This is a genomic window from Pseudomonas brassicacearum (assembly GCF_918698105.1).
GTDB lineage: Bacteria > Pseudomonadota > Gammaproteobacteria > Pseudomonadales > Pseudomonadaceae > Aquipseudomonas > Aquipseudomonas brassicacearum_F.
Genome location: NZ_CAKKMI010000085.1, coordinates 1 through 26,310, shown reverse-complemented (window position 1 = coordinate 26,310; position 26,310 = coordinate 1). Strand labels below are relative to the sequence as shown.

General features: G+C 62.2%; 25 protein-coding genes. 22 read left to right on the top strand and 3 right to left on the bottom strand.

Annotated elements, in window-relative coordinates; all coding sequences use genetic code 11:
* The first annotated feature begins 179 nt into the window (after nucleotides 1–179).
* Nucleotides 180–1,583, top strand: coding sequence for an MATE family efflux transporter (locus LQ215_RS24910; protein WP_230153034.1), 1,404 nt, complete (start codon nucleotides 180–182; stop codon nucleotides 1,581–1,583).
* On the opposite strand, the gene tusA is transcribed toward LQ215_RS24910, so the two are convergent.
* Complete coding sequence (gene tusA, locus LQ215_RS24905) at nucleotides 1,580–1,831, bottom strand: sulfurtransferase TusA (RefSeq protein WP_116642832.1); 252 nt, start codon at nucleotides 1,829–1,831, stop codon at nucleotides 1,580–1,582. The two genes, LQ215_RS24910 and tusA, sit on opposite strands and share 4 nt — an antisense overlap.
* 197 nt (nucleotides 1,832–2,028) lie before the next feature.
* The gene (gene rlmM / locus LQ215_RS24900; RefSeq protein WP_230153033.1) at nucleotides 2,029–3,102 is read right to left on the bottom strand and encodes a 23S rRNA (cytidine(2498)-2'-O)-methyltransferase RlmM; all 1,074 of its coding nucleotides are present in this window, start codon (nucleotides 3,100–3,102) and stop codon (nucleotides 2,029–2,031) included.
* 172 nt (nucleotides 3,103–3,274) lie between these two features.
* On the opposite strand from rlmM, the gene acnA reads away from it, so the two are divergent.
* From acnA to LQ215_RS24885, 3 genes are all read left to right on the top strand, one after another.
* Complete coding sequence (gene acnA, locus LQ215_RS24895) at nucleotides 3,275–6,016, top strand: aconitate hydratase AcnA (protein ID WP_230153032.1); 2,742 nt, start codon at nucleotides 3,275–3,277, stop codon at nucleotides 6,014–6,016.
* 301 nt (nucleotides 6,017–6,317) lie between these two features.
* Entirely contained in the window at nucleotides 6,318–7,106 is a 789-nt protein-coding gene (locus LQ215_RS24890; protein ID WP_230153030.1) for a CPBP family intramembrane glutamic endopeptidase, read from the top strand.
* Nucleotides 7,107–7,192: 86 nt separating this feature from the next.
* Nucleotides 7,193–8,758 (top strand): methyl-accepting chemotaxis protein, encoded by a 1,566-nt coding sequence (locus LQ215_RS24885; protein WP_230153028.1) that lies wholly within the window; start codon nucleotides 7,193–7,195, stop codon nucleotides 8,756–8,758.
* A 171-nt stretch (nucleotides 8,759–8,929) separates the two neighbouring features.
* Here the strand turns inward: LQ215_RS24885 and LQ215_RS24880 are convergent, their stop codons facing one another.
* Nucleotides 8,930–9,622 (bottom strand): alpha/beta family hydrolase, encoded by a 693-nt coding sequence (locus tag LQ215_RS24880; RefSeq protein WP_230153026.1) that lies wholly within the window; start codon nucleotides 9,620–9,622, stop codon nucleotides 8,930–8,932.
* Between the two features lie 96 nt (nucleotides 9,623–9,718).
* Between LQ215_RS24880 and ccoN (LQ215_RS24875) the strand changes: the two genes are divergently transcribed.
* From ccoN (LQ215_RS24875) to LQ215_RS24790, 18 genes are all read left to right on the top strand, one after another.
* A complete protein-coding gene (gene ccoN, locus LQ215_RS24875; RefSeq protein ID WP_003199614.1) occupies nucleotides 9,719–11,143 on the top strand; it encodes a cytochrome-c oxidase, cbb3-type subunit I in 1,425 nt (474 codons plus the stop codon).
* A 10-nt stretch (nucleotides 11,144–11,153) separates the two neighbouring features.
* A complete protein-coding gene (gene ccoO / locus LQ215_RS24870) occupies nucleotides 11,154–11,762 on the top strand; it encodes a cytochrome-c oxidase, cbb3-type subunit II (RefSeq protein WP_230153025.1) in 609 nt (202 codons plus the stop codon).
* Nucleotides 11,763–11,765: 3 nt separating this feature from the next.
* Entirely contained in the window at nucleotides 11,766–11,969 is a 204-nt protein-coding gene (locus LQ215_RS24865) for a cbb3-type cytochrome oxidase subunit 3 (RefSeq protein ID WP_092223077.1), read from the top strand.
* Nucleotides 11,966–12,919 carry a cytochrome-c oxidase, cbb3-type subunit III gene (gene ccoP, locus LQ215_RS24860; RefSeq protein WP_230153024.1) on the top strand — a complete coding sequence of 318 codons (954 nt, stop codon included), beginning with the start codon at nucleotides 11,966–11,968 and terminating at the stop codon, nucleotides 12,917–12,919. The genes LQ215_RS24865 and ccoP (LQ215_RS24860) overlap by 4 nt, the downstream gene beginning before the upstream one ends.
* Nucleotides 12,920–13,400: 481 nt before the next feature.
* Nucleotides 13,401–14,843: a cytochrome-c oxidase, cbb3-type subunit I gene (gene ccoN / locus LQ215_RS24855; RefSeq protein ID WP_003199607.1), complete on the top strand. Its 1,443-nt coding sequence runs from the start codon at nucleotides 13,401–13,403 to the stop codon at nucleotides 14,841–14,843.
* Complete coding sequence (gene ccoO / locus LQ215_RS24850) at nucleotides 14,843–15,451, top strand: cytochrome-c oxidase, cbb3-type subunit II (protein ID WP_003199605.1); 609 nt, start codon at nucleotides 14,843–14,845, stop codon at nucleotides 15,449–15,451. Before ccoN (LQ215_RS24855) ends, ccoO (LQ215_RS24850) begins: the two co-directional genes overlap by 1 nt.
* Before the next feature lie 5 nt (nucleotides 15,452–15,456).
* Nucleotides 15,457–15,642 carry a CcoQ/FixQ family Cbb3-type cytochrome c oxidase assembly chaperone gene (locus LQ215_RS24845; protein ID WP_003183474.1) on the top strand — a complete coding sequence of 62 codons (186 nt, stop codon included), beginning with the start codon at nucleotides 15,457–15,459 and terminating at the stop codon, nucleotides 15,640–15,642.
* Nucleotides 15,639–16,622, top strand: a complete 984-nt coding sequence (ccoP, locus tag LQ215_RS24840) for a cytochrome-c oxidase, cbb3-type subunit III (protein ID WP_230153023.1) — start codon at nucleotides 15,639–15,641, stop codon at nucleotides 16,620–16,622. Before LQ215_RS24845 ends, ccoP (LQ215_RS24840) begins: the two co-directional genes overlap by 4 nt.
* 150 nt (nucleotides 16,623–16,772) lie before the next feature.
* Nucleotides 16,773–17,027 carry a type II toxin-antitoxin system Phd/YefM family antitoxin gene (locus LQ215_RS24835; protein ID WP_024618410.1) on the top strand — a complete coding sequence of 85 codons (255 nt, stop codon included), beginning with the start codon at nucleotides 16,773–16,775 and terminating at the stop codon, nucleotides 17,025–17,027.
* The gene (locus tag LQ215_RS24830) at nucleotides 17,028–17,438 is read left to right on the top strand and encodes a type II toxin-antitoxin system VapC family toxin (RefSeq protein WP_230153022.1); all 411 of its coding nucleotides are present in this window, start codon (nucleotides 17,028–17,030) and stop codon (nucleotides 17,436–17,438) included.
* 248 nt (nucleotides 17,439–17,686) lie between these two features.
* Nucleotides 17,687–19,102 carry a cytochrome c oxidase accessory protein CcoG gene (ccoG, locus tag LQ215_RS24825; protein ID WP_230153021.1) on the top strand — a complete coding sequence of 472 codons (1,416 nt, stop codon included), beginning with the start codon at nucleotides 17,687–17,689 and terminating at the stop codon, nucleotides 19,100–19,102.
* A gap of 11 nt (nucleotides 19,103–19,113) precedes the next feature.
* Nucleotides 19,114–19,653: a FixH family protein gene (locus LQ215_RS24820; RefSeq protein WP_230153020.1), complete on the top strand. Its 540-nt coding sequence runs from the start codon at nucleotides 19,114–19,116 to the stop codon at nucleotides 19,651–19,653.
* A gap of 164 nt (nucleotides 19,654–19,817) precedes the next feature.
* Entirely contained in the window at nucleotides 19,818–22,268 is a 2,451-nt protein-coding gene (locus tag LQ215_RS24815; RefSeq protein ID WP_230153019.1) for a heavy metal translocating P-type ATPase, read from the top strand.
* A 24-nt stretch (nucleotides 22,269–22,292) separates the two neighbouring features.
* Entirely contained in the window at nucleotides 22,293–22,511 is a 219-nt protein-coding gene (ccoS, locus tag LQ215_RS24810) for a cbb3-type cytochrome oxidase assembly protein CcoS (RefSeq protein ID WP_018608616.1), read from the top strand.
* Nucleotides 22,504–23,187 (top strand): sulfite exporter TauE/SafE family protein, encoded by a 684-nt coding sequence (locus LQ215_RS24805; protein WP_230153017.1) that lies wholly within the window; start codon nucleotides 22,504–22,506, stop codon nucleotides 23,185–23,187. The genes ccoS and LQ215_RS24805 overlap by 8 nt, the downstream gene beginning before the upstream one ends.
* Nucleotides 23,188–23,380: 193 nt before the next feature.
* Nucleotides 23,381–24,763 (top strand): oxygen-independent coproporphyrinogen III oxidase, encoded by a 1,383-nt coding sequence (hemN, locus tag LQ215_RS24800; protein ID WP_230153015.1) that lies wholly within the window; start codon nucleotides 23,381–23,383, stop codon nucleotides 24,761–24,763.
* Between the two features lie 94 nt (nucleotides 24,764–24,857).
* A complete protein-coding gene (gene fnr, locus LQ215_RS24795) occupies nucleotides 24,858–25,592 on the top strand; it encodes a fumarate/nitrate reduction transcriptional regulator Fnr (protein WP_003199588.1) in 735 nt (244 codons plus the stop codon).
* Between the two features lie 76 nt (nucleotides 25,593–25,668).
* Nucleotides 25,669–26,217, top strand: coding sequence for an adenine phosphoribosyltransferase (locus tag LQ215_RS24790; protein WP_058544610.1), 549 nt, complete (start codon nucleotides 25,669–25,671; stop codon nucleotides 26,215–26,217).
* Nucleotides 26,218–26,310 lie beyond the last annotated feature (93 nt).

Here is a 26,310-nt window from a genome sequence, read left to right as displayed (position 1 = left end):
AAGCAGCCGCCAGCTTTTTGGGCCTGCTTCGCAGTCCAGCGGGAGCAAGCTCCCTCGCCACAGAAACTACCCAGGCAGACGTTGACGATTACAAATCCACAACACAGGTTTTTTCCTGACCACTGCGTCAAGGCGTAGAATTCGCCGCCTTGCGCTTAACCTTTTCGGACGCTTTCCCTGTGAACCCTGTCATCGATCCCCCCACCACCCTCTCCCGCCCGGCCCGGGTTCGCCTGGAACTCAGGACCTTGATGGCCTTGGCCCTGCCGATCATGGTGGCGCAACTGGCAACCACCGCCATGGGGTTTGTCGATGCGGTGATGGCCGGTCGGGTTGGTCCGCGGGACCTGGCGGCCGTGGCCCTGGGCAACTCGATCTGGGTGCCGGTGTTCCTGTTGATGACCGGTACGTTGCTGGCAACCACGCCGAAAGTTGCCCAACGCTTCGGTGCCGGTACGTTCGACGAAATCGGGCCGCTGGTGCGCCAGGCGCTGTGGTTGGCATTGGTGGTGGGCTTGATCGCGACGCTGGCGCTGTTCAGCGCCGAACCGATCCTGCACATCATGAATGTCGACCCTGAACTGATCGGCCCGTGCATGGAATACCTGCGTGGCATCGGCACCGGCCTGCCGGCCGTGGCGCTGTATCACGTACTGCGCTGCTTCAGCGACGGCCTGGGACGTACGCGGCCGGCGATGGTGCTGGGGCTGTGCGGGCTGGCGCTGAACATTCCGCTCAATTACATCTTCATCTATGGGCACCTGGGCGTGCCCGCCATGGGCGGCGTCGGTTGCGGCTGGGCCACGGCCATCGTGATGTGGGTCATGGCCCTGGGCATGGCCGGTTGGGCCCGCTGGGCACCGGCCTATCAGTCAAGCCGGTTGTTCAGCCGTTTCGACTGGCCGCAATGGGCGGTCATCAAGCGTCTGCTGGGCATCGGCTTGCCGATTGGCATTGCGGTGTTCGCCGAGTCGAGTATTTTCGCGGTGATCGCGCTGCTGATCGGCAGCCTCGGCGCCACGGTGGTGGCCGGGCACCAGATCGCGCTGAACTTCAGCTCCCTGGTGTTCATGATCCCCTACTCCCTGGGCATGGCCGTCACGGTGCGAGTCGGCCAGGCCCTGGGCCGTCGTCAGCCCCGCGAAGCGCGCTTCGCTGCTGGGGTGGGCATGGGCACGGCCTTGGCGTACGCCTGCCTGTCGGCGAGTCTGATGTTCGCACTGCGCGGGCCTATCGCGGCGATCTATACCGCCGATCCGGTGGTGATCGACGTGGCTTCGATGCTGATCGTCTACGCGGCGCTGTTCCAGTTTTCCGATGCGATCCAGGTCACGGCGGCAGGCGCGTTGCGCGGTTTCCAAGACACCCGGGTGACGATGATCCTGACCCTGTTCGCCTATTGGGGCATCGGCCTGCCGGTGGGTTACGCCCTGGGCCTGACCGACCTGCTCGGCGCCGCCAGCGGCCCGAGCGGGTTGTGGCAAGGCTTGATCGTAGGCTTGAGCTGCGCGGCGCTGATGCTGTCGATCCGCCTGGCACGCAGCGCGCGCAAGCAGATCCGCTTCAGCCGCGCCACGGGTTAAGCGAGTTTCTTGCGGATCCAGTAGAAGTAAGTGCCCGCTTCCTCCTGCTGGGCCACCAGTTCGTGGTCCAGGAACACGCAAAACTTGGGGATGTCGCGGCGAGTCGAGGGGTCGGTGGCGATCACTTTCAGCAGCCCACCCGGGACCAGGTCGCGGATGTGCTGGTGCAGCATCATCACCGGTTCCGGGCAATTGAGACCCGTGGCATCCAGCGTGCCGTCGACCGGCGTGTCGTTCATTTCACTCATGTTCTACTCCTGAAACTGGCCGGCATTGTCGCGCAATGTCGGCGCGCTTAACAGAGGTGCATCACCCCTGTGGCGAGGGAGCTTGCTCCCGCTCGGCTGCGAAGCAGTCGTCGCTCTTTGGAGCCCAACAAGGCCTTGGGGTTGCTTCGCAACCCAGCGGGAGCAAGCTCCCTCGCCACAAAAGCTCGCTACATGCTTCAGCGGGACTTCGGCTTCTTGGTATCCAACCGCCGCAGATGGCACGTCACTTCCTCGCGATCGTGGTACAGCTGCTTGCAACCGATCTCGACCTTGATGCCCCGGGCCTTGAAACCCTCGGCGATGCGTTCAAGCAGACGCTTGACCTCGGCATAACGTTGTTTCATCGGCAGCTTGAGGTTGACCACCGCCTCACGACAATGCCCTTCGCCAATCCACTCTTCCAGCATCGCCGCGTTGCGCGCGGGTTTCTCGACGATGTCGCAGACCATCCAGTCCACCGGCTGCTTGGGCTTGAACGTGAAACCGTCTGCCATCAAATGCTGCACCAGGCCGGTGTCCATCAGGCTTTCGGCCATCGGGCCATTGTCGATAGCGGTCACCAGCATGCCCCGGTTGACCAGTTGCCAGGTCCAGCCGCCCGGCGCGGCGCCGAGGTCTACGCCGGTCATGTCGCTGTGCAGGCGCTCGTCCCACTGGTCCCGGGGGATGAAATGGTGCCAGGCCTCTTCAAGCTTGAGGGTGGAACGACTCGGCGCTTCCCGGGGAAACTTCAGGCGGGGAATGCCCATCGGCCACATGGCCGAGTTATCGGATTCGGCCAGGCCCAGGAACACTTCGCGGCCACTCTTGAAGGTCAGCAGCAGGCGCGGCTTGCGCGGGTCGTCCACCAGCTTGCCGGCGCCCATCAGCGCCTTGCGCAAGGGGCCTTCGAATTTTTTGCAGAAGTTCGACAGTTCCTTGCCGTCGTTGGTGTCCACCACTTCCAGCCACAGGCTGCCACAGGTCGGGAAAGCGGCCATGTGGGCCAGGATGACGCTGATGCGATCGGTTTCCGGCAACTCGATGAACGTACCGCGCGCCCACTGGCGCGGAAAAATCAGTTCGGCGAAACGCTGGCCACCCATCAGCCGCTCGGCGCCGTCGTCTTCGGTGCAGACAAACTCAGCACAGGCACTGGCCGGTTTGGCCTTGGCATAGCCGGCCACGTTGAGCCGGGCCGCGTGTTCGGCGATCTCGGAACAGACCTCGCCTTCGAAACCCGGGCGGCAGTGCATGAAAAGCGTATTCATTGAAACTCCGTAGCAAAGCCTGTCACGAAAACCGCCGCATGATAGCGGACTTCGGAACCCCGAACCTGCCCATGGAGTCCAGTGATTAGTCATACGCTCAAAACAGGGCTAGGTTAAAGGCTCTGTCCGTTCCGTCAGTCCGTAGCCGTGCGGACTCAAAGGAGTGATTTCAATGCCGTCCCTCGATAGCCTGAAAACCCTTAAAACACTGCAAGTCGACGCCAGGACCTACCACTACTTCAGCCTGCCGGATGCCGCCCGAAGCCTGGGCGACCTGGACAAACTGCCCATGTCGTTGAAGGTACTGCTGGAAAACCTGTTGCGTTGGGAAGATGAAAAAACCGTCACCGGCACCGACCTCAAGGCCCTGGCCGGTTGGCTCAAGGAACGCCGCTCCGACCGCGAGATTCAATACCGCCCCGCCCGGGTGTTGATGCAGGATTTCACCGGCGTCCCCGCCGTGGTCGACCTGGCCGCCATGCGCGCCGCCGTGGAAAAGGCCGGCGGCGATCCCCAGCGGATCAACCCGCTGTCGCCGGTGGACCTGGTGATCGACCACTCGGTGATGGTGGACAAATTCGCCAGCAGCCAGGCGTTCGAGCAGAACGTCGACATCGAAATGCAACGCAACGGCGAACGCTACGCCTTCCTGCGCTGGGGCCAGAGCGCTTTCGACAACTTCAGCGTGGTGCCGCCGGGCACTGGCATCTGCCATCAGGTCAACCTCGAATACCTGGGCCGTACCGTGTGGACCAAAGAGGAAGACGGCCGCACCTATGCGTTTCCGGACACCCTGGTGGGCACCGATTCGCACACCACCATGATCAATGGCCTCGGCGTGCTGGGCTGGGGCGTCGGCGGGATCGAGGCGGAAGCGGCCATGCTCGGCCAACCGGTGTCGATGCTGATTCCCGAGGTCATCGGCTTCAAACTCATCGGTAAGCTGCGCGAAGGCATCACCGCCACTGACCTGGTGCTGACGGTCACGCAAATGCTGCGCAAGAAAGGCGTGGTGGGCAAATTCGTCGAGTTCTATGGCGACGGCCTTGCCGACCTGCCCCTGGCCGACCGCGCCACCATCGCCAACATGGCCCCGGAATACGGCGCCACCTGCGGTTTCTTCCCCGTGGACGACGTAACCCTGGACTACTTGCGCCTGTCGGGACGTCCAGCGGAAACGGTGAAACTGGTGGAGGCCTATTGCAAGGCCCAGGGCCTGTGGCGCCTGCCCGGCCAGGAACCGGTGTTCACCGACACCCTGGAGCTGGACATGGGCAGCGTCGAAGCCAGCCTCGCCGGGCCGAAACGCCCGCAGGACCGGGTTTCGCTGCCGAATGTCGGCCAGGCTTTCAGCGACTTCCTGGGGTTGCAGGTCAAACCCACCAGCAAAGAAGAAGGTCGCCTGGAAAGTGAAGGTGGCGGTGGCGTCGCGGTGGGCAATGCCGATCAGGTGGGCGAAGCCGAATACGAATTCGACGGCCACACCCATCGCCTGAAAAACGGCGCGGTGGTGATTGCCGCGATCACCTCGTGCACCAACACCTCCAACCCCAGCGTGATGATGGCCGCCGGGCTGCTGGCGAAAAAAGCCGTAGAGAAAGGCCTGACCCGCAAGCCTTGGGTCAAGAGCTCCTTGGCGCCGGGCTCCAAGGTCGTCACCGATTACTACAACGCCGCCGGCCTGACCGAGTACCTGGATAAACTCGGTTTCGACTTGGTGGGCTATGGCTGCACCACCTGCATCGGCAACTCCGGGCCGTTGCCGGAACCCATCGAAAAAGCCATCCAGAAAGCCGACCTGACCGTGGCCTCGGTATTGTCGGGCAACCGCAACTTCGAAGGCCGGGTGCACCCACTGGTGAAGACCAACTGGCTGGCCTCGCCGCCGCTGGTGGTCGCCTATGCCCTGGCCGGCACGGTGCGCATCGACATCAGCAGCGAGCCGCTGGGCAACGACCGGGACGGCAGGCCGGTGTATCTGCGGGACATCTGGCCCAGCAGCCAGGAAGTGGCTGCCGCCGTGGCCCAGGTCAACACCAGCATGTTTCACAAGGAATACGCCGCCGTGTTTGCCGGAGACGAGCAATGGCAGGCCATCGAAGTGCCGCAGGCGGCGACTTACGTCTGGCAGGACGACTCGACCTACATCCAGCACCCGCCGTTCTTCGACGACATCGGCGGGCCGCCCCCAGCCGTCAGGAACGTCGAAAGCGCCCGGATCCTGGCCCTGCTGGGAGACTCGGTGACCACCGACCACATCTCCCCGGCCGGCAACATCAAGGCGGACAGCCCGGCCGGTCGCTACCTGCGCGAACAGGGCGTGGAGCCGCGAGACTTCAACTCCTACGGCTCCAGGCGCGGCAACCACCAGGTGATGATGCGCGGCACCTTCGCCAATATCCGCATTCGCAACGAAATGCTCGACGGCGAGGAAGGCGGCAACACGATCTACATTCCCAGCGGCGAACGAATGCCGATCTACGACGCCGCCATGCGGTACCAGGCCACGGGCACGCCACTGGTGGTGATCGCCGGCCAGGAATATGGCACAGGGTCGAGCCGCGACTGGGCCGCCAAGGGCACGAACCTGCTGGGGGTCAAGGCGGTGATCGCCGAAAGCTTCGAGCGCATCCATCGCTCCAACCTGGTGGGCATGGGCGTACTGCCGTTGCAGTTCAAGCTCGACCAGAACCGCAAGAGCCTGAACCTCACGGGCAAGGAAACCCTGGACATCCACGGGCTCAATGACGTCGAACTGACGCCGCGCATGAACCTGCCCCTGGTCATTACCCGCGAGGACGGCAGCCAGGAGCGAATCGAAGTGCTGTGCCGGATCGATACCTTGAATGAAGTGGAATATTTCAAGGCCGGCGGGATCCTTCACTACGTGTTGCGGCAATTGATTGCCGGTTAAAGATAAGCCCCCCGTGGGAGCGAGCTTGCTCGCGATAGCGCTCGATCAGCCATATCGATGTTGACTGACAAGCCCTTATCGCGAGCAAGCTCGCTCCCACAGGTTCTAGCGTCTTAACAGGCGATGTTTTTACATCAGCCTGCCTATAATCCCGTCGGCGCTCACGGAACAGAGTCTGCCAACTGCTTCCCCTCCTGCTCATGAACCTGCATGGACGCACATGTGCTTTTTGCGCGACACGGTGGCGTCGAAGACCCGACGTCCGCTCTCGCCCAGAGCACGCCAGCTAAAAGGATGTTGTATGCCCGCTTTACCCTGGCTTCACCTGGCCCTTCTTTCCACTGGCTACTGTCTGGCGCTGGCCTACGGCCATTTAGCCTGGACGGCGGTCATCTCGGTCGCGCTGCTGTTGTTCGCCGGATATGCAGTTCGCCAACAGCAAACGCCGGTGGGCCAGTTTCTCGGGCATGCCTTGTTCCTGGTCATGGCCCTGGCACTGGCCCTGCATTGGATGCCCGGCTTCTTCAACGGACGGGTAATCCCGGCGCAACGCTTGACCGACGATGCCGCGCCCTTTGCCATGTACCTGAACCAGGACAAGCCGCTGATCGGATTCTGGCTGCTGCTGGCCTGCCCTTGGATCGTCAGCCGGCGCTCATTTCGCCTGTCGATCCAGGCCACGGCCCTGGGCCTGGCGCTGAGCGCGGTGCTGGCCCTCGGCGGGGCGATGCTGCTGGGGATGATCCATTGGGCACCCAAATGGCCGGATCACGCCTGGTTGTGGGTGCTCAATAATCTTTTATTGGTGACGCTCGTGGAGGAAGCGCTGTTTCGTGGCTACATTCAGGGGGGCTTGAGCCAGCGCTTCAAACACCTGAATTACGGCGACAACCTGGCGCTGCTCCTGACCTCGTTGCTGTTTGGACTGGTACATGCCGGCGCAGGTTGGCAATGGGTGCTGCTGTCGGGCCTGGCGGGGGTCGGCTATGGCGTGGCGTATCGTTTTGGCGGCCTGGGCGCGGCGATTGCCACGCATTTTCTCCTCAATCTGCTTCATTTCGCCCTATTTACCTACCCGATGCTGGCGTGATAGCGACAGGCAAAAATAACTTCAATTTAAACCTGACACCGCCGACAACCTTTCATAGCCTTTCAAGCCTTGCGGATCTACACACCATGCGTAACAACCAACCCGTCACACAACGCGAAAGGACCTTCCCGGCCCAGCAACGATTGATTTCGACCACCGACGCCAAGGGCGTGATCACCTACTGCAACGACGCGTTCGTTGAGATCAGCGGGTATTCGAAGGAAGAACTGATTCGTTCGCCGCACAATCTCGTGCGCCATCCCGACGTCCCATCCGCGGTGTTCGCACACATGTGGGGTACGCTGAAACAAGGCTTGCCATGGATGGGCATCGTCAAGAATCGCAGCAAGAACGGCGACCATTACTGGGTCAACGCCTATGTCACGCCCGTGTTCGAGGGCAATCAGGTGGTCGGCTACGAATCGGTGCGGGTCAAGCCCTCCGCCGAGCAGATCGCCCGGGCCGAAGCGCTTTATCAACGCATCAACCAAGGCAAGTCCGCGGTTCCGGTCAGCGACAAATGGGTACCGATACTGCAGGACTGGCTACCGTTTATCCTGGTCAGCCAATTGAGTTTCATCGTCGGCGCTTTCCTGGACTCCTCCTGGGGCTTTGCCCTGGCGGCCGTGCTGTCGGTGCCCTTGGGGCTGATGGGCCTGCAATGGCAACAACGCGGGATCAAGCGCCTGCTGCGCCTGGCCGAGCAAACCACGTCCGACCCGCTGATCGCACGGATGTACACCGACAGCCGCGGCGTCCAGGCTCGCCTGGAGATGTCGATCCTCAGCCAGCAAGCGCGCCTGAAAACCTGCCTCACCCGCCTGCAGGACACCGCCGAGCACCTTAACGACCAGGCTCGCCAGTCCAACACCCTGGCCCATAACAGTTCCAGCGGCCTGGAGCGCCAGCGGGTGGAAACCGAACAGGTCGCCACGGCCGTCAACCAGATGGCGGCAACGACCCAGGAAGTCGCCAGCCACGTGCAACGCACCGCCGATGCCACCCAGGAAGCCAATCGCCTGACCAGCCGCGGCCGCGACATCGCCGGCGAAACCCGCGAAGCTATCGAGCGCCTGTCGGTGGTGGTCGGCGAGACCGGGCAGACCGTGACCCAACTGGCCAAGGACAGCGACGAGATCGGTGGCGTGGTCGACGTGATCAAAGGCATCGCCGACCAGACCAACCTGCTAGCCCTCAACGCCGCCATCGAAGCGGCCCGCGCCGGGGAGATGGGCCGTGGCTTTGCCGTGGTGGCTGACGAAGTGCGGCAACTGGCACAACGCACCAGCGAATCCACCGGGCAGATCCACGCCCTGATCGCCAAGCTCCAGCAGACTGCCACCAACGCCGTGCAGACCATGGACGCTGGTCATCGCCAGGCCGAAGAAGGCGTGGCACGTGTCATGGAAGCGGATGAGGCGCTGGTGGGGATCAGCGAAGCAGTGGCCCACATCACCGACATGACCACCCAGATCGCCGCCGCCACCGAGGAACAAAGCTCGGTGGCCGAAGAGATCAGCCGCAACATCAGCAATATCTCGGAACTGGCCGACCAGACCTCGGGCCAGGCCCACAGCTCGGCGCTGCTGAGCGAAGAGCTGACCCGCACAGCCAACACGCAGTATTCGTTGGTGGAGCGGTTTAACCGCTGACTTCAATTGGCCAAACTGAAAACCCGGACAGCGAAAGCTTCCGGGTTTTTTACTGCCTGAAAGATCGCTTTCGCGAGCAGGCTCGCTCCCACAGGGGCTCTAGGTAACTCATTGAAATGCATTTCAATTGTGGGAGCGAGCCTGCTCGCGATGAGGCCATGGCAAGCAGCATCAATCTCGCGACAGAAACCCGGCCACTCCCTGCGCCGCCGTCTCCAAATGCTGCTCATGACTGAACCCCGAAGCCTTCAGCGGCTTGAGGTCATGATCCCCCGCCACCAACCACATCACCTCGATGCTCGGTGACAAGGTGTAGCCCTGCACCGCCTCCCGATTGCCCAGCGCATCGCGCTCGCCTTGGACGATCAAGGTCCGGGTTTTCAACGCCGCCAGGTGCTCGACCCGTGGTTTCTCCGGCTTGCCCACCGCATAGAAGGGATACCCCAGGCACACCAGCGCATCGGCGCCCAACTCATCGGCCAGCAAGCTCGCCATGCGCCCGCCCATGGACTTGCCGCCAATGGCCAGCCGCCCAGCGACATAAGGCCGCACCGTGGCGTACACCTCACGCCAGCATTCCAGCAGCTTAGGTGCCGGGTTGGGTGGCCGCTTGCCCCCATCCAGGCGCCGCTGGGCCATGTAGGGAAACTCGAAACGCAACACGTTGACACCATGCGCGGCAAGGCGCGCGGCCATTTCCTCCATAAAACCACTGTCCATTGGCGCACCGGCGCCATGGGCCAGGATCAGGGTGGGCGCCTTGGCGCTGGCAACCGATTGCCCGGCAGTCCATAACCAGCCATGTTCGGCCACACATCGCGCCCATTGATCCTCGTCAATACTGGCCTTGTGCTGTTTGTCCATGCTGACCTCGCTTTTAGTCTGCCTATAACTCCAGGCGAAGAACGCCGCACTGCCTTGCGCAGGCGCTCACTTCGGCTGAACCGTGGATGGGGAACCATGAACACTTCTATCAGTACCGCCTACAACTACAAGGTGGTCCGCCAATTCGCCATTATGACGGTGGTATGGGGCATCGTCGGCATGGGGCTCGGGGTTTTTCTCGCCGCCCAATTGGTCTGGCCACAACTCAACTTCGATTTGCCATGGACCAGCTTCGGCCGCCTGCGCCCACTGCACACCAACGCAGTGATCTTCGCTTTCGGCGGTTGCGCCCTGTTCGCCAGTTCGTTCTATTCGGTGCAACGCACCTGCCAGACGCAGCTGTTCGCGCCGAAAATCGCCGCGTTCTGCTTCTGGGGTTGGCAACTGGTGATCCTGCTGGCGGCCATCAGCCTGCCACTGGGCTACACCAGTTCCAAGGAATACGCCGAGCTGGAATGGCCGATCGATATTCTGATCACCATCGTCTGGGTGGCCTACGCCATCGTGTTCTTCGGCACCGTGGCCAAGCGCAACACCAAGCACATCTACGTCGGTAACTGGTTCTTCGGCGGCTTCATCCTGACCGTGGCGATCCTGCACATCGTCAACAACCTGGAACTGCCGGTGAGCTTCACCAAGTCCTACTCGGTGTACGCCGGGGCCACGGATGCGATGGTGCAATGGTGGTACGGCCACAACGCCGTGGGCTTCTTCCTCACCGCAGGCTTCCTGGGGATGATGTACTACTTCGTGCCGAAGCAGGCCGAACGCCCGGTGTACTCCTATCGCTTGTCCATCGTGCACTTCTGGGCGCTGATCACCCTGTACATCTGGGCCGGCCCTCACCACTTGCACTACACCGCGCTGCCGGACTGGGCACAGTCGCTGGGCATGGTGATGTCGCTGATCCTGCTGGCGCCCAGCTGGGGCGGCATGATCAACGGCATGATGACCCTGTCGGGGGCCTGGCATAAGCTGCGCAGCGACCCGATCCTGCGGTTTTTGGTGGTCTCCCTGGCGTTCTACGGCATGTCGACCTTCGAAGGTCCGATGATGGCGATCAAGACCGTCAACGCCCTCTCCCACTACACCGACTGGACCATCGGCCACGTACATGCCGGCGCGCTCGGCTGGGTGGCAATGATTTCCATCGGCGCGCTGTACCACATGATCCCGAAAGTCTTCGGCCGGCCACAGATGCACAGCATCGGCCTGATCAACGCGCACTTCTGGCTCGCGACCATCGGCACCGTGCTCTACATCGCCTCGATGTGGGTCAACGGCATCGCCCAGGGCCTGATGTGGCGTGCGGTGAACGAAGACGGCACGCTCACCTACTCCTTCGTCGAAACCCTGGTGGCCAGCCACCCAGGCTTCGTCGTGCGGCTGGCGGGCGGGTCGATCTTCCTCCTCGGCATGCTGCTGATGGCCTACAACACCTGGCGCACCGTGCGGGCCTACCAGCCTGCCGAAGCCGCCGCTGCCGCGCAGATGGCCTGAGGAGTCCACCATGAAACACGAAACAATTGAAAAAAACGTCGGCCTGCTGATGCTGCTGATGGTCCTGGCCGTGAGCATTGGCGGCCTGACCCAGATCGTGCCGCTGTTCTTCCAGGACGTGACCAATAAACCGGTGGACGGCATGAAGCCCTACACCGCCCTGCAACTGGAAGGCCGCGACATCTATATCCGTGAAGGCTGCGTCGGCTGCCACTCGCAGATGATCCGTCCGTTCCGCGCCGAGACCGAGCGCTACGGCCACTACTCCGTCGCCGGCGAAAGCGTCTGGGACCACCCATTCCTGTGGGGCTCCAAGCGCACCGGGCCGGACCTGGCACGGGTCGGCGCGCGCTACTCCGATGATTGGCACCGCGCCCACCTGTACAACCCGCGCAACGTCGTGCCCGAGTCGAAAATGCCGGCCTACCCGTGGCTGGTGACCCACGCGGTAGACAGCAGCCACACCGAAGGCAAGCTGCGCGCCATGCGCACCCTGGGCGTGCCGTACACCGACGACGACATCAGCGCCAGTGTGGCCTCGCTCAAGGGCAAGACCGAAATGGACGCGCTGGTGGCCTACCTGCAAGTGCTCGGCACTGCCATCAAGAGCAAGAGGTGAGCCATGGTTCTTGAAATGAGTACAGGAATGATCCGCGGCCTGGGCACCGTCGTGGTGTTCATCGCCTTCATCGGCCTGACCCTGTGGGTATTCAGCAGCAAACGTCGTCCAGAGTTCGCCGAAGCGCGCCTGCTGCCGTTCGCCGACGAGCCAGCTGCCGACATCGCCCCCCCCCAAGACCCTGCAACAAGGAGTACCCGGCCATGACCACCTTCTGGAGTACGTGGATCTGCGTACTGACCATCGGCAGCCTCATCGGCCTGACGTGGTTGCTGATCGGCACTCGCAAGGGCGAGACCAAGGGCAGCGTCGACCAGACCATGGGCCACAGCTTCGACGGCATCGAGGAGTACGACAACCCGCTGCCGCAGTGGTGGTTCCTGTTGTTTGCCGGCACCTTGGTGTTTTCCGTCGGCTACCTGGTCCTCTATCCGGGCCTGGGCAACTGGAAAGGCATCCTGCCGGGCTACGAGAATGGCTGGACCGGCGCCCATGAATGGGAAAAGGAAATGGCCAAGGCCGACGCCAAGTTCGGGCCGATCTTCGCCAAATTCGCCGCCATGCCCGTGGAAGAAGTGGCCAAGGACCCACAGGCCTTGAAGATGGGTGGCCGCCTGTTCGCCTCCAACTGCTCGGTCTGCCACGGCTCGGACGCCAAGGGTGCCTTCGGCTTCCCGAACCTGGCCGACAGCAACTGGCGCTGGGGCGGCGCTGCCGACACCATCAAGACCACCATCATGGGCGGTCGCATGGCGGCGATGCCGGCCTGGGGTGAAGTGCTGGGAGAGGCCGGGGTCAAGAACGTGGCCGCGTACGTACGCCACGACTTGGCCGGCCTGCCCCTGCCGGCGGACAGTGGTGCCGACCTGCAAGCCGGCCAACAGGCCTTCAGCACCACCTGTATCGCCTGCCACGGCGCCAATGGCCAGGGAACCGAAGCCATGGGCGCGCCGAACCTGACGAAACCGGCCGGCTACATCTACGGCACCAGCCTGGCACAGTTGCAGCAGACCATTCGCCATGGTCGCCAGGGCCACATGCCGGCGCAGAATGAGTTGCTGGGCAATGACAAAGTGCAATTGCTCGCGGCTTACGTCTACAGCCTGTCTCACGGTACCGGCGCCGAGCGCCTGCAAGCTGAAAGCAAAAGCGAATAAATCTTGACCGCGTGAACAGCCGCATTCATCTGGATGCGGCTGTTTCGTGCCCCTGCGCGACGCATTGTCGCACCCTTCCATAGTCTTCCTTTCGGTTCCCCGGAATCGGGTCTAAGCTTGCCTTTGCGTGCGCTGGCGACTGCCGGTTTCAGGTCGATCCGACCCGATGCGTTCGACAATCGTTCGTCAAAAAGGCCGCAAAGGCAGGTGAATACCGGCTGTTGCGACAGTTGCCTGGCATCACCCGAACGCTGTGTTTGAACACACCCCGTTACAACCGACCTGACCCCCTCGCCTCATTCCTTCGTCGCGACATTTTGCCGTGGGCCATTTTTGTCCCTACATGCAACATGGAAAGGCCGCAGAATCAGCTTTGGAAAGCATTGACCCAGGTCATGGCGCGTTGCAATGACCCCCCGCTTTCTCCATACTTGCGACCGATTTTTATCCTAATAAAACACCCAAACCGTGGAACCTTAGAATGAGCACAGCAATCAGTCCGACTGCTTATAACTATAAGGTAGTCCGCCAGTTCGCCATCATGACGGTGGTCTGGGGGATCCTTGGCATGGGGCTCGGTGTCTTCATCGCCTCGCAACTGGTCTGGCCGGAGTTGAACTTCGATCTGCCATGGACGACATTTGGACGCCTGCGCCCGCTGCACACCAACCTGGTGATCTTCGCCTTCGGTGGTTGTGCATTGTTTGCCACTTCTTACTACGTCGTGCAGCGAACCTGCCAAACGCGACTGATTTCCGACAGCCTCGCCGCCTTCACCTTCTGGGGCTGGCAAGCGGTCATCGTCGGTGCGATCGTGACCTTGCCACTGGGTTACACCACCACCAAGGAATACGCTGAGCTGGAATGGCCCCTGGCTATCCTGCTGGCCATCGTCTGGGTGACCTACGGTCTGGTGTTCTTCGGCACCATCGTCAAGCGCAAGACCAAGCACATCTACGTCGGTAACTGGTTCTACGGTGCCTTCATCGTCGTGACCGCCATGCTGCACATCGTCAACCACGCTTCCCTGCCGGTCAGCTTCTTCAAGTCGTACTCGGCCTACTCGGGCGCGACGGATGCGATGATCCAGTGGTGGTACGGCCACAACGCCGTGGGTTTCTTCCTGACCACGGGCTTCCTGGGGATGATGTACTACTTCGTGCCGAAACAGGCCGAGCGTCCGATCTATTCCTATCGCCTGTCCATCGTCCACTTCTGGGCGCTGATCACCCTGTACATCTGGGCCGGTCCCCACCACCTGCACTACACCGCACTGCCAGACTGGGCGCAGTCCCTGGGCATGGCGATGTCGATCATCCTGCTGGCGCCAAGCTGGGGCGGCATGATCAACGGCATGATGACCCTGTCGGGCGCCTGGCATAAGCTGCGCACCGACCCGATCCTGCGGTTCCTGGTGGTGTCGCTGGCGTTCTACGGCATGTCGACCTTCGAAGGCCCGATGATGGCCATCAAGACCGTCAACTCCCTGAGCCACTACACCGACTGGACCATCGGCCACGTACACGCCGGTGCACTCGGCTGGGTTGCGATGATTTCCATCGGCGCCATCTACCACATGATCCCGAAACTGTTCGGTCGTGCGCAGATGCACAGCACCGGCCTGATCAACGCGCACTTCTGGCTCGCGACCATCGGCACCGTGCTCTACATCGCCTCGATGTGGGTCAACGGCATCACCCAAGGCCTGATGTGGCGTGCAATCAACGACGACGGCACCCTGACCTACTCGTTCGTCGAAGCCCTGCAAGCCAGCCACCCCGGCTATATCGTCCGAGCCCTGGGCGGCGCGTTCTTCGCCAGCGGCATGCTGTTCATGGCCTACAACGTGTACCGCACCGTTCGTGCCTCTGACCCGGCTGAAGCTGAAGCCGCCGCCAAGATCGCCGTAGTTGGAGCTCACTGATGAAGCACGAAGCAGTAGAGAAGAATATCGGCCTGCTGGCCTTCTTCATGGTCATTGCCGTGAGCATCGGCGGCCTGACCCAGATCGTTCCGCTGTTCTTCCAGGACGTGACCAACAAGCCGGTCGAAGGCATGAAGCCACGTACCGCCCTTGAACTGGAAGGCCGTGACATCTACATCGCCAACGGTTGTGTCGGCTGCCACTCGCAGATGATCCGTCCGTTCCGCGCCGAGACCGAACGCTATGGCCACTATTCGGTCGCCGGTGAAAGCGTCTGGGACCACCCGTTCCTGTGGGGTTCCAAGCGTACCGGTCCGGACCTGGCCCGCGTTGGCGGCCGCTACTCCGACGACTGGCACCGTGCGCACTTGTACAACCCGCGCAACGTGGTGCCTGAGTCGAAAATGCCGGCCTACCCGTTCCTCGTAGAAAACAAGCTCGACGGCAAAGACACCGCCAAGAAAATGGAAGTCCTGCGCACCCTGGGCGTGCCTTACACCGACGAAGACATCGCCGGTGCCAAGGATGCCGTCAAAGGCAAGACTGAAATGGACGCGCTGGTGGCCTATCTGCAAGGCCTGGGCACCATCATCAAAAGCAAACGGTGATTTAGATGGATATCGGGATGATTCGTGGCCTGGGCACCGTTGTCGTGATGGTGGCCTTCATCGGTCTGGCCCTGTGGGTGTTCAGCCCCAAGCGCAAGTCGGAGTTTGACGACGCGACCTTGCTGCCGTTCGCGGATGATCCCGAAGCCATCAAGCACGTCGAGCAAGCTTCTAGGAGTAACAAAGAATGACTACATTCTGGAGTCTGTACGTCACAGTCCTCAGCCTGGGAACGATCTTCTCCCTGACCTGGCTGCTGCTGTCGACCCGCAAGGGCCAGCGCGCCGAGCAGACGGACGAGACCGTCGGCCACTCGTTCGACGGGATCGAGGAATACGACAACCCATTGCCGAAATGGTGGTTCATGCTGTTCGTGGGCACCATCGTGTTCGCCCTCGGTTACCTGGTGCTCTACCCTGGCCTGGGCAACTGGAAAGGCCTGCTGCCCGGCTACAACTACCTGGACAACGAAAAGCAGACCGCCTTTGCCAACGGCCAGACCGGTTGGACAGGCGTTCACGAGTGGGAAAAGGAAATGGCTCGCTCGGACGCCAAGTTCGGTCCGATCTTCGCCAAGTTCGCCTCCATGCCGATCGAAGAAGTCGCCAAGGACCCGCAAGCCCTGAAGATGGGTGGCCGCCTGTTTGCCTCCAACTGCTCGGTTTGCCACGGTTCCGACGCCAAGGGTGCCTATGGCTTCCCCAACCTGACCGACGCCGACTGGCGCTGGGGCGGTGAGCCGGAAACCATCAAGACCACCATCATGGGCGGTCGTCACGCCGTGATGCCGGGCTGGGCTGCCGTGGTTGGCGAGCAAGGCGTCGCTGACGTGGCTTCCTACCTGGTGACCAGCCTGCATGGCCGCAAACTGCCGGAAGGCGCCAAGGCCGATCCGGCCAACGGCCAGAAACTGTTCGCGGCCAACTGCGTGGCCTGCCACGGCCCAGCCGGCAAGGGCACGCCTGCCATGGGCGCACCTGACCTGACGCATCCGGCCGGCTTCATCTACGGTTCGAGCTTCGCTCAATTGCAGCAGACCATCCGTTACGGCCGCCAGGGCCAGATGCCTGCCCAGGCTGACCTGCAAGGCAACGACAAGGTCCACTTGCTGGCCGCCTATGTCTACAGCCTGTCTCATGGCGAAAAGGCTCCGGCCGCTGACGCCCAGTAAGACAAGTAGCTGATACACCAAAGGCCCCGCCAATCCGATTGGCGGGGCCTTTTTGTTATTGGCCGAAAAACCTGGGGAAATCTGTTTCGCTTGCCGGCCACCCACCCCAGTAGTAACGTACCTACATTCAAATTCAACGAGGACGCTTCCATGTCCATCACCACCATCTCCAGTCGTGAATTCAACCACGACACAAGTGGTGCCAAAAAAGCCACCCGTGAAGGGCCGGTGATCATCACCGACCGTGGCAAGCCGGCCCATGTGCTGCTAAGCATTGAGGAGTACCAGAAACTGACCGGCATCGGCACCAGCATTGTCGAGTTGCTGGTCATGCCCGACGCGCCGGACATCGATTTCGATACCGAGCGTGCCGTCATCGCTCCCCGCTCGGTGGACCTGTCCTGAATGTTTTTACTCGATACCAATGTCATCTCGGAGCTGCGCAAACCCCAGGCAGACAAAAACGTCCAAGCCTGGGCTCGCAGCGTTCCTGCTCCCAGCCTGTATGTCTCGGCGATCACCGTACTGGAATTGGAAACCGGTGTGTTGCGCTTCGAACGCAAGGACCCGGCACAAGGCAGTCACCTGCGGGCATGGCTGGATAATCACGTGATGCCAGCCTTTGCCGGCAGGATCCTGGCCGTGGACCGTGCAGTCGCCCTGCGTTGCGCTCGCCTGCATGTGCCTGACCGCAGCAATGAATGCGATGCATTGATTGCCGCCACCGCCCTGGTCCATGGGTTGACCGTGGTGACCCGCAACGTGGGTGATTTTCAAAGCAGCGGCGTGGCGCTGCTCAACCCGTGGGTGGGCTGATGCCTATTCGGCAGCCATCACAAGGTGGCCTTCGTTTCGCCGACAGTTATGAAATAGCTATAGTCAATTGATCTGGATCATGACTTGTTACATCCGCTACACCATTCTATGCAGACCCCCAACGCGACCAAAGGTCGCACCCTTGGGCTAGAGCGACAGGCGTATCATTGCGCCACCGCAACACCCTTTCTGACCGTGGTCGGCACGTACTGGCCCCGGCACTTTTCCACTGCCGTGGGATGCATTCGATGAGCAACCAGATTCCGGTACATGACGTCACCCCGCCTGCCAAGGACGCAAACAAAAGCGTCGACCTGTATGCCTCTCGGGAAAAAATCTACACCCGAGCCTTCACTGGCCTGTTCCGCAACCTGCGCATGGTTGGCGGCGCACTATTGTTCCTGCTGTATTTCGGTACGGTCTGGCTGAACTGGGGTGGCCACCAGGCCGTCTGGTGGAACCTGCCGGAGCGCAAATTCTTTATTTTCGGCGCCACCTTCTGGCCCCAGGACTTCATCCTGCTCTCCGGGATGTTGATCATTGCCGCCTTTGGCCTGTTTTTTATCACGGTCTATGCCGGACGCGTATGGTGTGGCTACACCTGCCCACAGAGCGTGTGGACCTGGATCTTCATGTGGTGCGAAAAAGTCACCGAAGGCGATCGCAACCAGCGCATCAAGCTCGACAAGGCGCCCATGAGCGCCAACAAATTCCTGCGCAAGTTCGCCAAGCACAGCCTGTGGCTGCTGATCGGCTTCGTCACCGGCATGACGTTCGTCGGTTACTTCACGCCCATCCGCGAACTGGGGTTCGAGTTCTTTACCGGCCAGGCCGATGGCTGGTCGTATTTCTGGGTGGGTTTCTTCACCCTCGCCACCTACGGCAACGCTGGCTGGCTGCGCGAGCAAGTGTGCATCTACATGTGCCCTTACGCACGCTTCCAGAGCGTGATGTTCGACAAGGACACCTTGATCGTTTCCTACGACCCGCGTCGTGGCGAAAGCCGTGGCCCGCGCAAGAAGGGCGTTGACTACAAGGCCTTGGGCCTGGGGGATTGCATCGACTGCACCATGTGCGTCCAGGTCTGCCCTACTGGTATCGATATCCGCGACGGCCTGCAGATCGAGTGCATTGGCTGCGCGGCCTGTATCGATGCCTGCGACAACATCATGGACAAAATGGATTATCCACGCGGCCTGATCAGCTACACCACCGAACACAACCTTTCGGGGCAGAAAACCCATAAACTGCGCCCGCGCCTGATCGGTTATGCCTTGGTGCTGCTGACCATGATGAGCCTGTTGGCGGCGGCGTTCTTCATGCGCTCGCTGGTGGGTTTCGACGTCAGCAAGGACCGCGTGCTGTACCGCGAAAACGCCGAAGGCCGGATCGAGAACGTCTACAGCCTGAAAATCATGAACAAAGACCAACGCGACCACACGTACGTCCTGGAAGCCGCCGGCCTGCCCGACCTCAAGCTGCAAGGCCGCCGGGAGATCAAAGTCGCGGCCGGCGAGATCTACAGCCAGCCGGTCGAGCTGTCCAGCGCACCGGAGCAACTGCCATCGAGCACCAACGAGGTGACCTTCATCCTCAAGGACGCCGATGACGAAAGCGTACATGTCGAAGCCAAGAGCCGGTTCATCGGCCCACAAACTCGTTGAGAGAACTGAACATGCCTGCAGCAACCGCCACCAGCCCTTGGTACAAGCACCTCTGGCCGTGGATCATCATCGCGATCCTGACCTGTTCGGTGACACTGAGCCTGACGATGGTGACCATTGCGGTGAAGAACCCGGACAACCTGGTCAACGACAACTATTACGAAGCCGGCAAGGGCATCAACCGCTCGCTGGAGCGCGAATTGCTGGCCCAGACCCTGCAATTGCGGGCCAACGTGCAACTGGACGAGCTCACCGGTGAAGTGAACTTGCGCCTGAACGGCAACAGCCGTCCCCAGACCCTGGAACTGAACCTCATCTCGCCGACCCAGCCGGAGAAGGACCGCAAGGTCGTCCTGACCCGCAACGACAGCGAACCGGGGCGCTACGTCGGCCAGTTGACGGACAAGATCGAAGGCCGGCGCTTTGTCGAATTGCTCGGGGTGGAGAACGACAAGACCTGGCGCCTGTTCGAAGAAGAACAGATCAATCACGGCCAGGACCTCTTGCTCGGCGATGAACCACTGCAAGGCGCTGAAGACCTGAAAAAATAAAGCTGCTTTTCTGTGGCGAGGGAGCTCGCTCCCGCTGGGTCGCGAAGCGGCCCTGTTTTTTGATCCGGCGATCCTTTCAGGCACATTGCGTTCTTAGATTACGACTGCTTCGCAGCCGAGCGGGAGCAAGCTCCCTCGCCACAAAGGCCTTCATAGCGACAACCATGACCACTCCACAGCCCTGCTACCACTGCGCCCTGCCCGTCCCCCCTGGCAGCCGCTTCACCGCCGTTGTCCTCGGTGAAACCCGCGAGCTGTGCTGCCCGGGCTGCCAGGCTGTGGCCGAAGCTATCGTGGCCGGTGGCCTGGAAAGTTATTACCAGCATCGCAGCGAAGCGTCGGCCAACCCTGAAACCCTGCCCGTCCAGTTGACCGATGAACTGGCGCTGTACGATCGCCCTGACGTCCAGCAATCATTCGTGCGCCATGAAGGCGAACTGGCCGAAACCACCCTGTTGATGGAAGGCATCAGTTGCGCCGCCTGCGGCTGGTTGATTGAAAAACAATTACGCAGCCTGCCGGCCGTGGCCGAAGCGCGATTGAACCTGTCCAATCACCGCCTGCATGTACGTTGGGCCGACGCCCAACTGCCGCTGAGCACGCTGCTCGCCGAATTGCGTCAGATCGGCTACGTCGCCCACCCGTACCAGGCCGACCAGGCCTGTGAACAACTCGCCGCACAAAACCGCCTGGCCTTGCGCCAATTGGGCGTGGCCGGTCTGTTGTGGTTCCAGGCGATGATGGCGACCATGGCCACCTGGCCGGAATTCAACATCGACCTGAGCCCGGAGATGCACACCATCCTGCGCTGGGTCGCCCTGTTCCTCACCACGCCCATCGTCTTCTATAGCTGCGCGCCGTTCTTCAAAGGCGCCATGCGCGACCTGCGCACCCGCCACCTGACCATGGACGTTTCGGTGTCCCTGGCCATCGGCAGCGCCTACGTTGCCGGGATCTGGACGTCGATTACCGGCGTCGGCGAGTTGTACTTCGATGCCGTTGGCATGTTCGCCCTGTTCCTGCTGGCCGGCCGCTACTTGGAACGCCGGGCCCGGGAGCGCACGGCTGCGGCCACCGCCCAACTGGTCAATCTGTTGCCGGCCTCGTGCCTGCGCCTGGAGGATAACGGCCAGAGTGAACGCATCCTGCTCAGCGAATTGCGCACCGGTGACCGGGTGCTGGTGCATCCCGGGGCGGTCCTGCCGGCTGATGGCAGGATCCTCGATGGCCAGTCCAGCATCGACGAATCGCTGCTGACCGGCGAATACCTGCCGCAACCTCGCCAGGTGGGCGACGCGGTCACCGCTGGCACGCTGAACGTCGAAGGAGCCTTGACGGTCGAGGTGCTGGCCCTCGGGCAAGACACCCGGTTGTCGGCCATCGTGCGGCTGCTGGAACGGGCCCAGGCCGAGAAGCCGCGACTGGCGGAGATCGCCGACCGCGCCGCCCAATGGTTCTTGCTGTTCTCCCTGCTCGCCGCTGCCGTCATCGGGCTGGTGTGGTGGCAACTGGACGCTTCGCGCGCGTTCTGGATCGTCCTGGCGATGCTGGTCGCCACCTGCCCTTGCGCGTTGTCCCTCGCCACGCCGACCGCCCTCACCGCCGCTACCGGCACCTTGCACAAGCTCGGCCTGCTGCTGACGCGCGGTCATGTGCTAGAAGGCCTGAATCAGATCGACACGGTGATTTTCGACAAGACCGGCACCCTCACCGAAGGCCGCCTGGCGTTGCGCGCCATTCGGCCATTGGCGGCCCTCGACAGTGATGAGTGCCTGGGACTGGCCGCCGCCTTGGAGAACCGTTCCGAACACCCCATCGCCCGCGCCTTCGGCCGCGCGCCATTGGCCGCCGAACAGGTGCAAAGCACCCCAGGGTTGGGCCTGGAAGGCCTGGTGGCCGAACAGCGCCTGCGCATCGGCCAGCCCGGTTTTGTCTGCGAACTGAGTGGCGCCGCCGTACCGCAAATGCCGGAAGAACCCGGGCAATGGCTGTTGCTGGGCGATGAGATCGGGCCGCTGGCCTGGTTCGTCCTCGACGACCGCTTGCGCGTCGATGCCCCGGCGCTGCTGGCGGCCTGCAAGGCCCGGGGTTGGCGGACGCTGCTGTTGTCGGGTGACAGTTCGCCGATGGTTGCCAGCGTCGCCGCCGAGCTTGGCATCGATGAAGCCCGCGGCGGCCTGCGCCCGGACGACAAGCTGGCGGTGTTGCAACAGTTGCACCAGCAAGGTCGCAAGGTACTGATGCTCGGCGATGGGGTGAACGACGTGCCCGTGCTGGCGGCGGCGGACATCAGTGTCGCCATGGGCTCGGCCACCGACCTGGCCAAGACCAGCGCCGACGCGGTGCTGCTGTCCAACCGCCTCGACGCCCTGATCCACGCCTTCAACCTGGCCCGCCGCACCCGCCGGGTGATCATTGAGAACCTGGTGTGGGCAGGGCTGTACAATGGCCTCATGTTGCCGTTCGCTGCCCTCGGCTGGATTACGCCGGTGTGGGCGGCGGTCGGCATGTCCATCAGTTCGTTGACCGTGGTGTTGAATGCGCTGAGGCTGACGCGTCAGCCCAAGACGCAGGTTTTCGACGCCACGCCCGATACCCGCCCGCTGCCGGCCTGAGCCGCGCGGGCCTGGAGTTCCAACATGCCAGCTCTCTACGTGATGATCCCGGCCGCGCTGCTGATCGTGGCCATCGCCGTGTACATTTTTTTCTGGGCCGTGGACAGCGGCCAGTACGACGACCTCGACGGTCCGGCCCACAGCATTCTGTTCGACGATCAGGACCCCAACCACAAGGCGGCGGTGGACGAAGCCAGTGGCGAGGCCCACAAGCCGGACGACAAGGCCCCGCCCCATGCTTGACCTGGCACCCCTGTTGGTTTCGGCGGTCATCCTTGGCCTGCTCGGTGGCGGGCACTGCCTGGGCATGTGCGGCGGCCTGATGGGCGCCCTGACCCTCGCGATTCCCAAGGAACAGCGCAGCCGGCGCTTTCGGTTGCTGCTGGCGTACAACCTGGGACGGATCCTGAGCTACGCCGCCGCCGGGCTGCTGATCGGCCTCGCCGGTTGGGCCGTGTCCAACAGCCCGGCAGCGATGATCATGCGGGTGCTGGCCGGCTTGCTGTTGATTGCCATGGGCCTGTACCTGGCGGGCTGGTGGAGCGGCCTGACGCGCATCGAAGGTGTGGGGCGTGGCTTGTGGCGGCACATCCAGCCGGTCGCCAACCGATTGCTGCCGGTGTCGAGCCTGCCTCGGGCGCTGCTGCTCGGCGCGCTGTGGGGCTGGCTGCCGTGCGGCCTGGTCTACAGCACCCTGTTGTGGTCCGCCAGCCAGGGCAATGCCCTGGACAGCGCGCTGCTGATGCTCGCCTTCGGCCTGGGCACCTGGCCGGTGCTGCTCGCCACCGGCCTGGCCGCCGAACGCGTCACCGCCCTGCTGCGCAAGCGCAGCGTGCGCATGGCCGGTGGCTTGTTGGTGATTATTTTCGGGGTATGGACACTGCCGGGGCCGCATCAACATTGGCTCATGGGGCATTGACCGAGTTGCCCCCAATCGCGAGCAAGCTCGCTCCCACAGAAGGCTTGCTGCAGGAGACCTTCCATGTGGGAGCGAGCTTGCTCGCGATGAGGCCAGCATCGACAACTCCGATGCCCCGTTGACGCAAATCAAAACAGCCACGCCCACGCGCCCCTAGACTCGCCCCATGCCAGTCTATCCGGGGAATGCCCGCATGCTCGACACCATTTGTTGGGACTCAAATCTTATCCGCCGTTACGACCTGGCGGGACCACGCTACACCTCGTACCCCACTGCGGCGCAGTTCGGCAGCCAGGTGGGCACCTTCGACCTGCTCCACGCCCTGCGCGACAGCCGCAAGGCCCTGCGGCCGCTGTCGCTGTACGTGCACATACCGTTCTGCGCGAACATTTGCTACTACTGCGCCTGCAACAAAGTCATCACCAGGGACCGCGGCCGCGCCCACGCCTACCTGCAACGCCTGGAACAGGAAATCCAACTGATCGGCTGCCACCTGGACCCCACCCAGCGCGTAGAACAGTTGCACTTTGGCGGCGGCACCCCGACCTTCCTCAGCCACGACGAACTGCGCCAACTGATGGCCAAGCTGCGCCAGCACCTGAATCTGCTCGACGACGATTCCGGCGACTACGGCATCGAAATCGACCCCAGGGAAGCCGACTGGTCAACCATGGGCCTGTTGCGCGAACTGGGTTTCAACCGGGTCAGTATCGGCCTGCAAGACCTTGATCCAGCGGTGCAGCGGGCCGTCAATCGCCTGCAAAGCCTCGAGGAAACCCGCGCAGTGGTCGAAGCCGCCCGGACCTTGCAGTTCCGTTCGATCAACATCGACCTGATCTACGGCCTGCCCAAGCAGACCCCGGAAAACTTCGCCCGCACCGTCCAGGAAGTTATCCACCTGCAACCGGACCGGCTCTCGGTGTTCAACTACGCCCACCTGCCGGAACGCTTCCTGCCCCAGCGGCGCATCAACAGCCAGGACTTGCCGACCCCGGAGCAGAAACTGGCGATGCTGCAAGGCACCATCGAACAACTGACCGACGCTGGTTACCGCTATGTCGGCATGGACCACTTCGCCCTGCCCGACGACGAACTGGCCATCGCCCAGGAAGAGGCCACCTTGCAGCGCAACTTCCAGGGCTACACCACCCATGGTCATTGCGACCTGATCGGCCTTGGCGTATCAGCGATCAGCCAGATCGGCGATTTGTACTGCCAGAACAGCAGTGACCTGAACCATTACCAGAACACCCTCGCCGACGGACAACTGGCGACCAGTCGCGGCCTGATCTGCAATGCCGACGACCGGTTGCGGCGCGCGGTGATCCAGCAGTTGATCTGTCATTTCCACCTGCCCTTCGCCGAGATCGAGCAAACCTTCAACATCGATTTTCGGGGCTACTTCGCGCCGCAGTGGCCGCAATTGCAGGCCATGGCCGCAGACGGGCTGATCGAACTGGATGACACCCACATCCGGGTATTGCCCGCCGGGCGCCTGCTGGTGCGATCGGTGTGTATGGTGTTCGATGCCTATCTGGAGCAGCACAATCGCCAACGCTTCTCCCGAGTCATCTGAGCGCGACAATTTGACGACGAAACCACGCTGGCCGGACTGTCTGCTCTGGGGTACCCTTACGTCCTATGCGTGATTTCCCACAAGGATTTAAGAAATGTCCGAGCCAGTCAAACTGCGCGCCCACAACCAGGCCCATTGCAAGGATTGCAGCCTGGCCCCCCTCTGCCTGCCACTTTCGCTGAACCTGGAGGACATGGACGCGCTGGACGACATCGTTAAACGCGGTCGCCCGTTGAAAAAAGGTGAATTCCTGTTTCGCCAGGGCGATACCTTCGATTCGGTCTATGCGGTGCGCTCGGGCGCCTTGAAGACCTTCAACCTGAGCGATGGCGGCGAAGAACAGCTCACCGGCTTCCACCTGCCCAGCGAACTGGTGGGCCTGTCCGGCATGGACACCGAGTCCCATCCGGTCTCGGCCCAGGCGCTGGAAACCACCTCGGTGTGCGAAATTCCCTTCGATCGCCTGGACGAGCTGGCCATACAGCTGCCGCAACTGCGCCGCCAGTTGATGCGGGTCATGAGCCGGGAGATCCGTGACGATCAGCAAATGATGCTGCTGCTTTCGAAAAAAACCGCCGACGAGCGGATCGCCACGTTCCTGGTCAACCTCTCGGCACGCTTCCGCGCCCGCGGGTTCTCGGCCAACCAGTTCCGCTTGAGCATGTCGCGCAACGAAATCGGCAACTACCTGGGCCTGGCGGTGGAAACCGTGTCCAGGGTATTCACTCGCTTCCAGCAGAACGAGTTGATTGCCGCCGAAGGCAAGGAAATTCACATTCTCGACCCGATCCAGCTCTGCGCCCTGGCCGGCGGCTCGATCGAAGGCTGATGGCCGCGCGCGGCTGAGGGATGTTCCCAGCCGCGCTATACTGCCGCGTTTGCAGCTCAGCCAGGACACCTCCACGATGGTCTTTGACTCCTTCGATATCAAATCCCTGATCCGCCCCGTGATCGATTTCCCCAAGCCCGGCGTGATCTTTCGCGACATTACCCCCCTGTTCCAATCCCCGACGGCCCTGCGACTGGTCATGGACAGTTTCGCCCACCGCTATGTCGAGGCCGAGTTCACTCACATCGGCGCGATGGATGCGCGGGGTTTCCTGATTGGCTCGATCCTGGCCTATCAGTTGAACAAGCCGCTGATCTTGTTCCGCAAACAAGGCAAGCTGCCGGCCGACGTACTGGCCGAGGGTTACCAGACCGAATACGGCGAAGCCTTCCTTGAAGTGCATGCCGATAGCTTGTGCGAGGGTGATTCGGTGGTGATGTTCGATGACCTGATCGCCACTGGCGGCACGCTGATCGCCGCTGCCAACCTGATCCGCCGCATGGGCGCCAAAGTCCATGAAGCCGCGGCGATCATCGACCTGCCGGAGCTTCTCGGCACCCAGCGCCTGGAAGACATGGGGATTCCCACGTTCTGCCTGACGCAGTTCTCGCTCAGCGAAAAATAATTATCCAACAATGAATAACCCTGTGGGAGCGAGCTTGCTCGCGATAGCGGTGTGTCAGCCAACATAGATATTGGCTGGTCTACCGCTATCGCG

Coding starts and splice junctions, on each gene's coding strand:
- LQ215_RS24865 (WP_092223077.1), top strand. CDS start 11,766: ATGGTTCTTGAAATGAGTACAGGAATGATCCGCGGCCTGGGCACCGTC.
- ccoG (WP_230153021.1), top strand. CDS start 17,687: ATGAGCAACCAGATTCCGGTACATGACGTCACCCCGCCTGCCAAGGAC.
- ccoP (WP_230153024.1), top strand. CDS start 11,966: ATGACCACCTTCTGGAGTACGTGGATCTGCGTACTGACCATCGGCAGC.
- LQ215_RS24845 (WP_003183474.1), top strand. CDS start 15,457: ATGGATATCGGGATGATTCGTGGCCTGGGCACCGTTGTCGTGATGGTG.
- fnr (WP_003199588.1), top strand. CDS start 24,858: ATGTCCGAGCCAGTCAAACTGCGCGCCCACAACCAGGCCCATTGCAAG.
- acnA (WP_230153032.1), top strand. CDS start 3,275: ATGCCGTCCCTCGATAGCCTGAAAACCCTTAAAACACTGCAAGTCGAC.
- ccoP (WP_230153023.1), top strand. CDS start 15,639: ATGACTACATTCTGGAGTCTGTACGTCACAGTCCTCAGCCTGGGAACG.
- tusA (WP_116642832.1), bottom strand. CDS start 1,831: ATGAGTGAAATGAACGACACGCCGGTCGACGGCACGCTGGATGCCACG.
- ccoO (WP_230153025.1), top strand. CDS start 11,154: ATGAAACACGAAACAATTGAAAAAAACGTCGGCCTGCTGATGCTGCTG.
- LQ215_RS24805 (WP_230153017.1), top strand. CDS start 22,504: ATGCTTGACCTGGCACCCCTGTTGGTTTCGGCGGTCATCCTTGGCCTG.
- ccoS (WP_018608616.1), top strand. CDS start 22,293: ATGCCAGCTCTCTACGTGATGATCCCGGCCGCGCTGCTGATCGTGGCC.
- rlmM (WP_230153033.1), bottom strand. CDS start 3,102: ATGAATACGCTTTTCATGCACTGCCGCCCGGGTTTCGAAGGCGAGGTC.
- LQ215_RS24820 (WP_230153020.1), top strand. CDS start 19,114: ATGCCTGCAGCAACCGCCACCAGCCCTTGGTACAAGCACCTCTGGCCG.
- LQ215_RS24790 (WP_058544610.1), top strand. CDS start 25,669: ATGGTCTTTGACTCCTTCGATATCAAATCCCTGATCCGCCCCGTGATC.
- hemN (WP_230153015.1), top strand. CDS start 23,381: ATGCTCGACACCATTTGTTGGGACTCAAATCTTATCCGCCGTTACGAC.
- LQ215_RS24815 (WP_230153019.1), top strand. CDS start 19,818: ATGACCACTCCACAGCCCTGCTACCACTGCGCCCTGCCCGTCCCCCCT.
- ccoN (WP_003199614.1), top strand. CDS start 9,719: ATGAACACTTCTATCAGTACCGCCTACAACTACAAGGTGGTCCGCCAA.
- LQ215_RS24835 (WP_024618410.1), top strand. CDS start 16,773: ATGTCCATCACCACCATCTCCAGTCGTGAATTCAACCACGACACAAGT.
- LQ215_RS24890 (WP_230153030.1), top strand. CDS start 6,318: ATGCCCGCTTTACCCTGGCTTCACCTGGCCCTTCTTTCCACTGGCTAC.
- ccoN (WP_003199607.1), top strand. CDS start 13,401: ATGAGCACAGCAATCAGTCCGACTGCTTATAACTATAAGGTAGTCCGC.
- LQ215_RS24830 (WP_230153022.1), top strand. CDS start 17,028: ATGTTTTTACTCGATACCAATGTCATCTCGGAGCTGCGCAAACCCCAG.
- LQ215_RS24880 (WP_230153026.1), bottom strand. CDS start 9,622: ATGGACAAACAGCACAAGGCCAGTATTGACGAGGATCAATGGGCGCGA.
- LQ215_RS24885 (WP_230153028.1), top strand. CDS start 7,193: ATGCGTAACAACCAACCCGTCACACAACGCGAAAGGACCTTCCCGGCC.
- ccoO (WP_003199605.1), top strand. CDS start 14,843: ATGAAGCACGAAGCAGTAGAGAAGAATATCGGCCTGCTGGCCTTCTTC.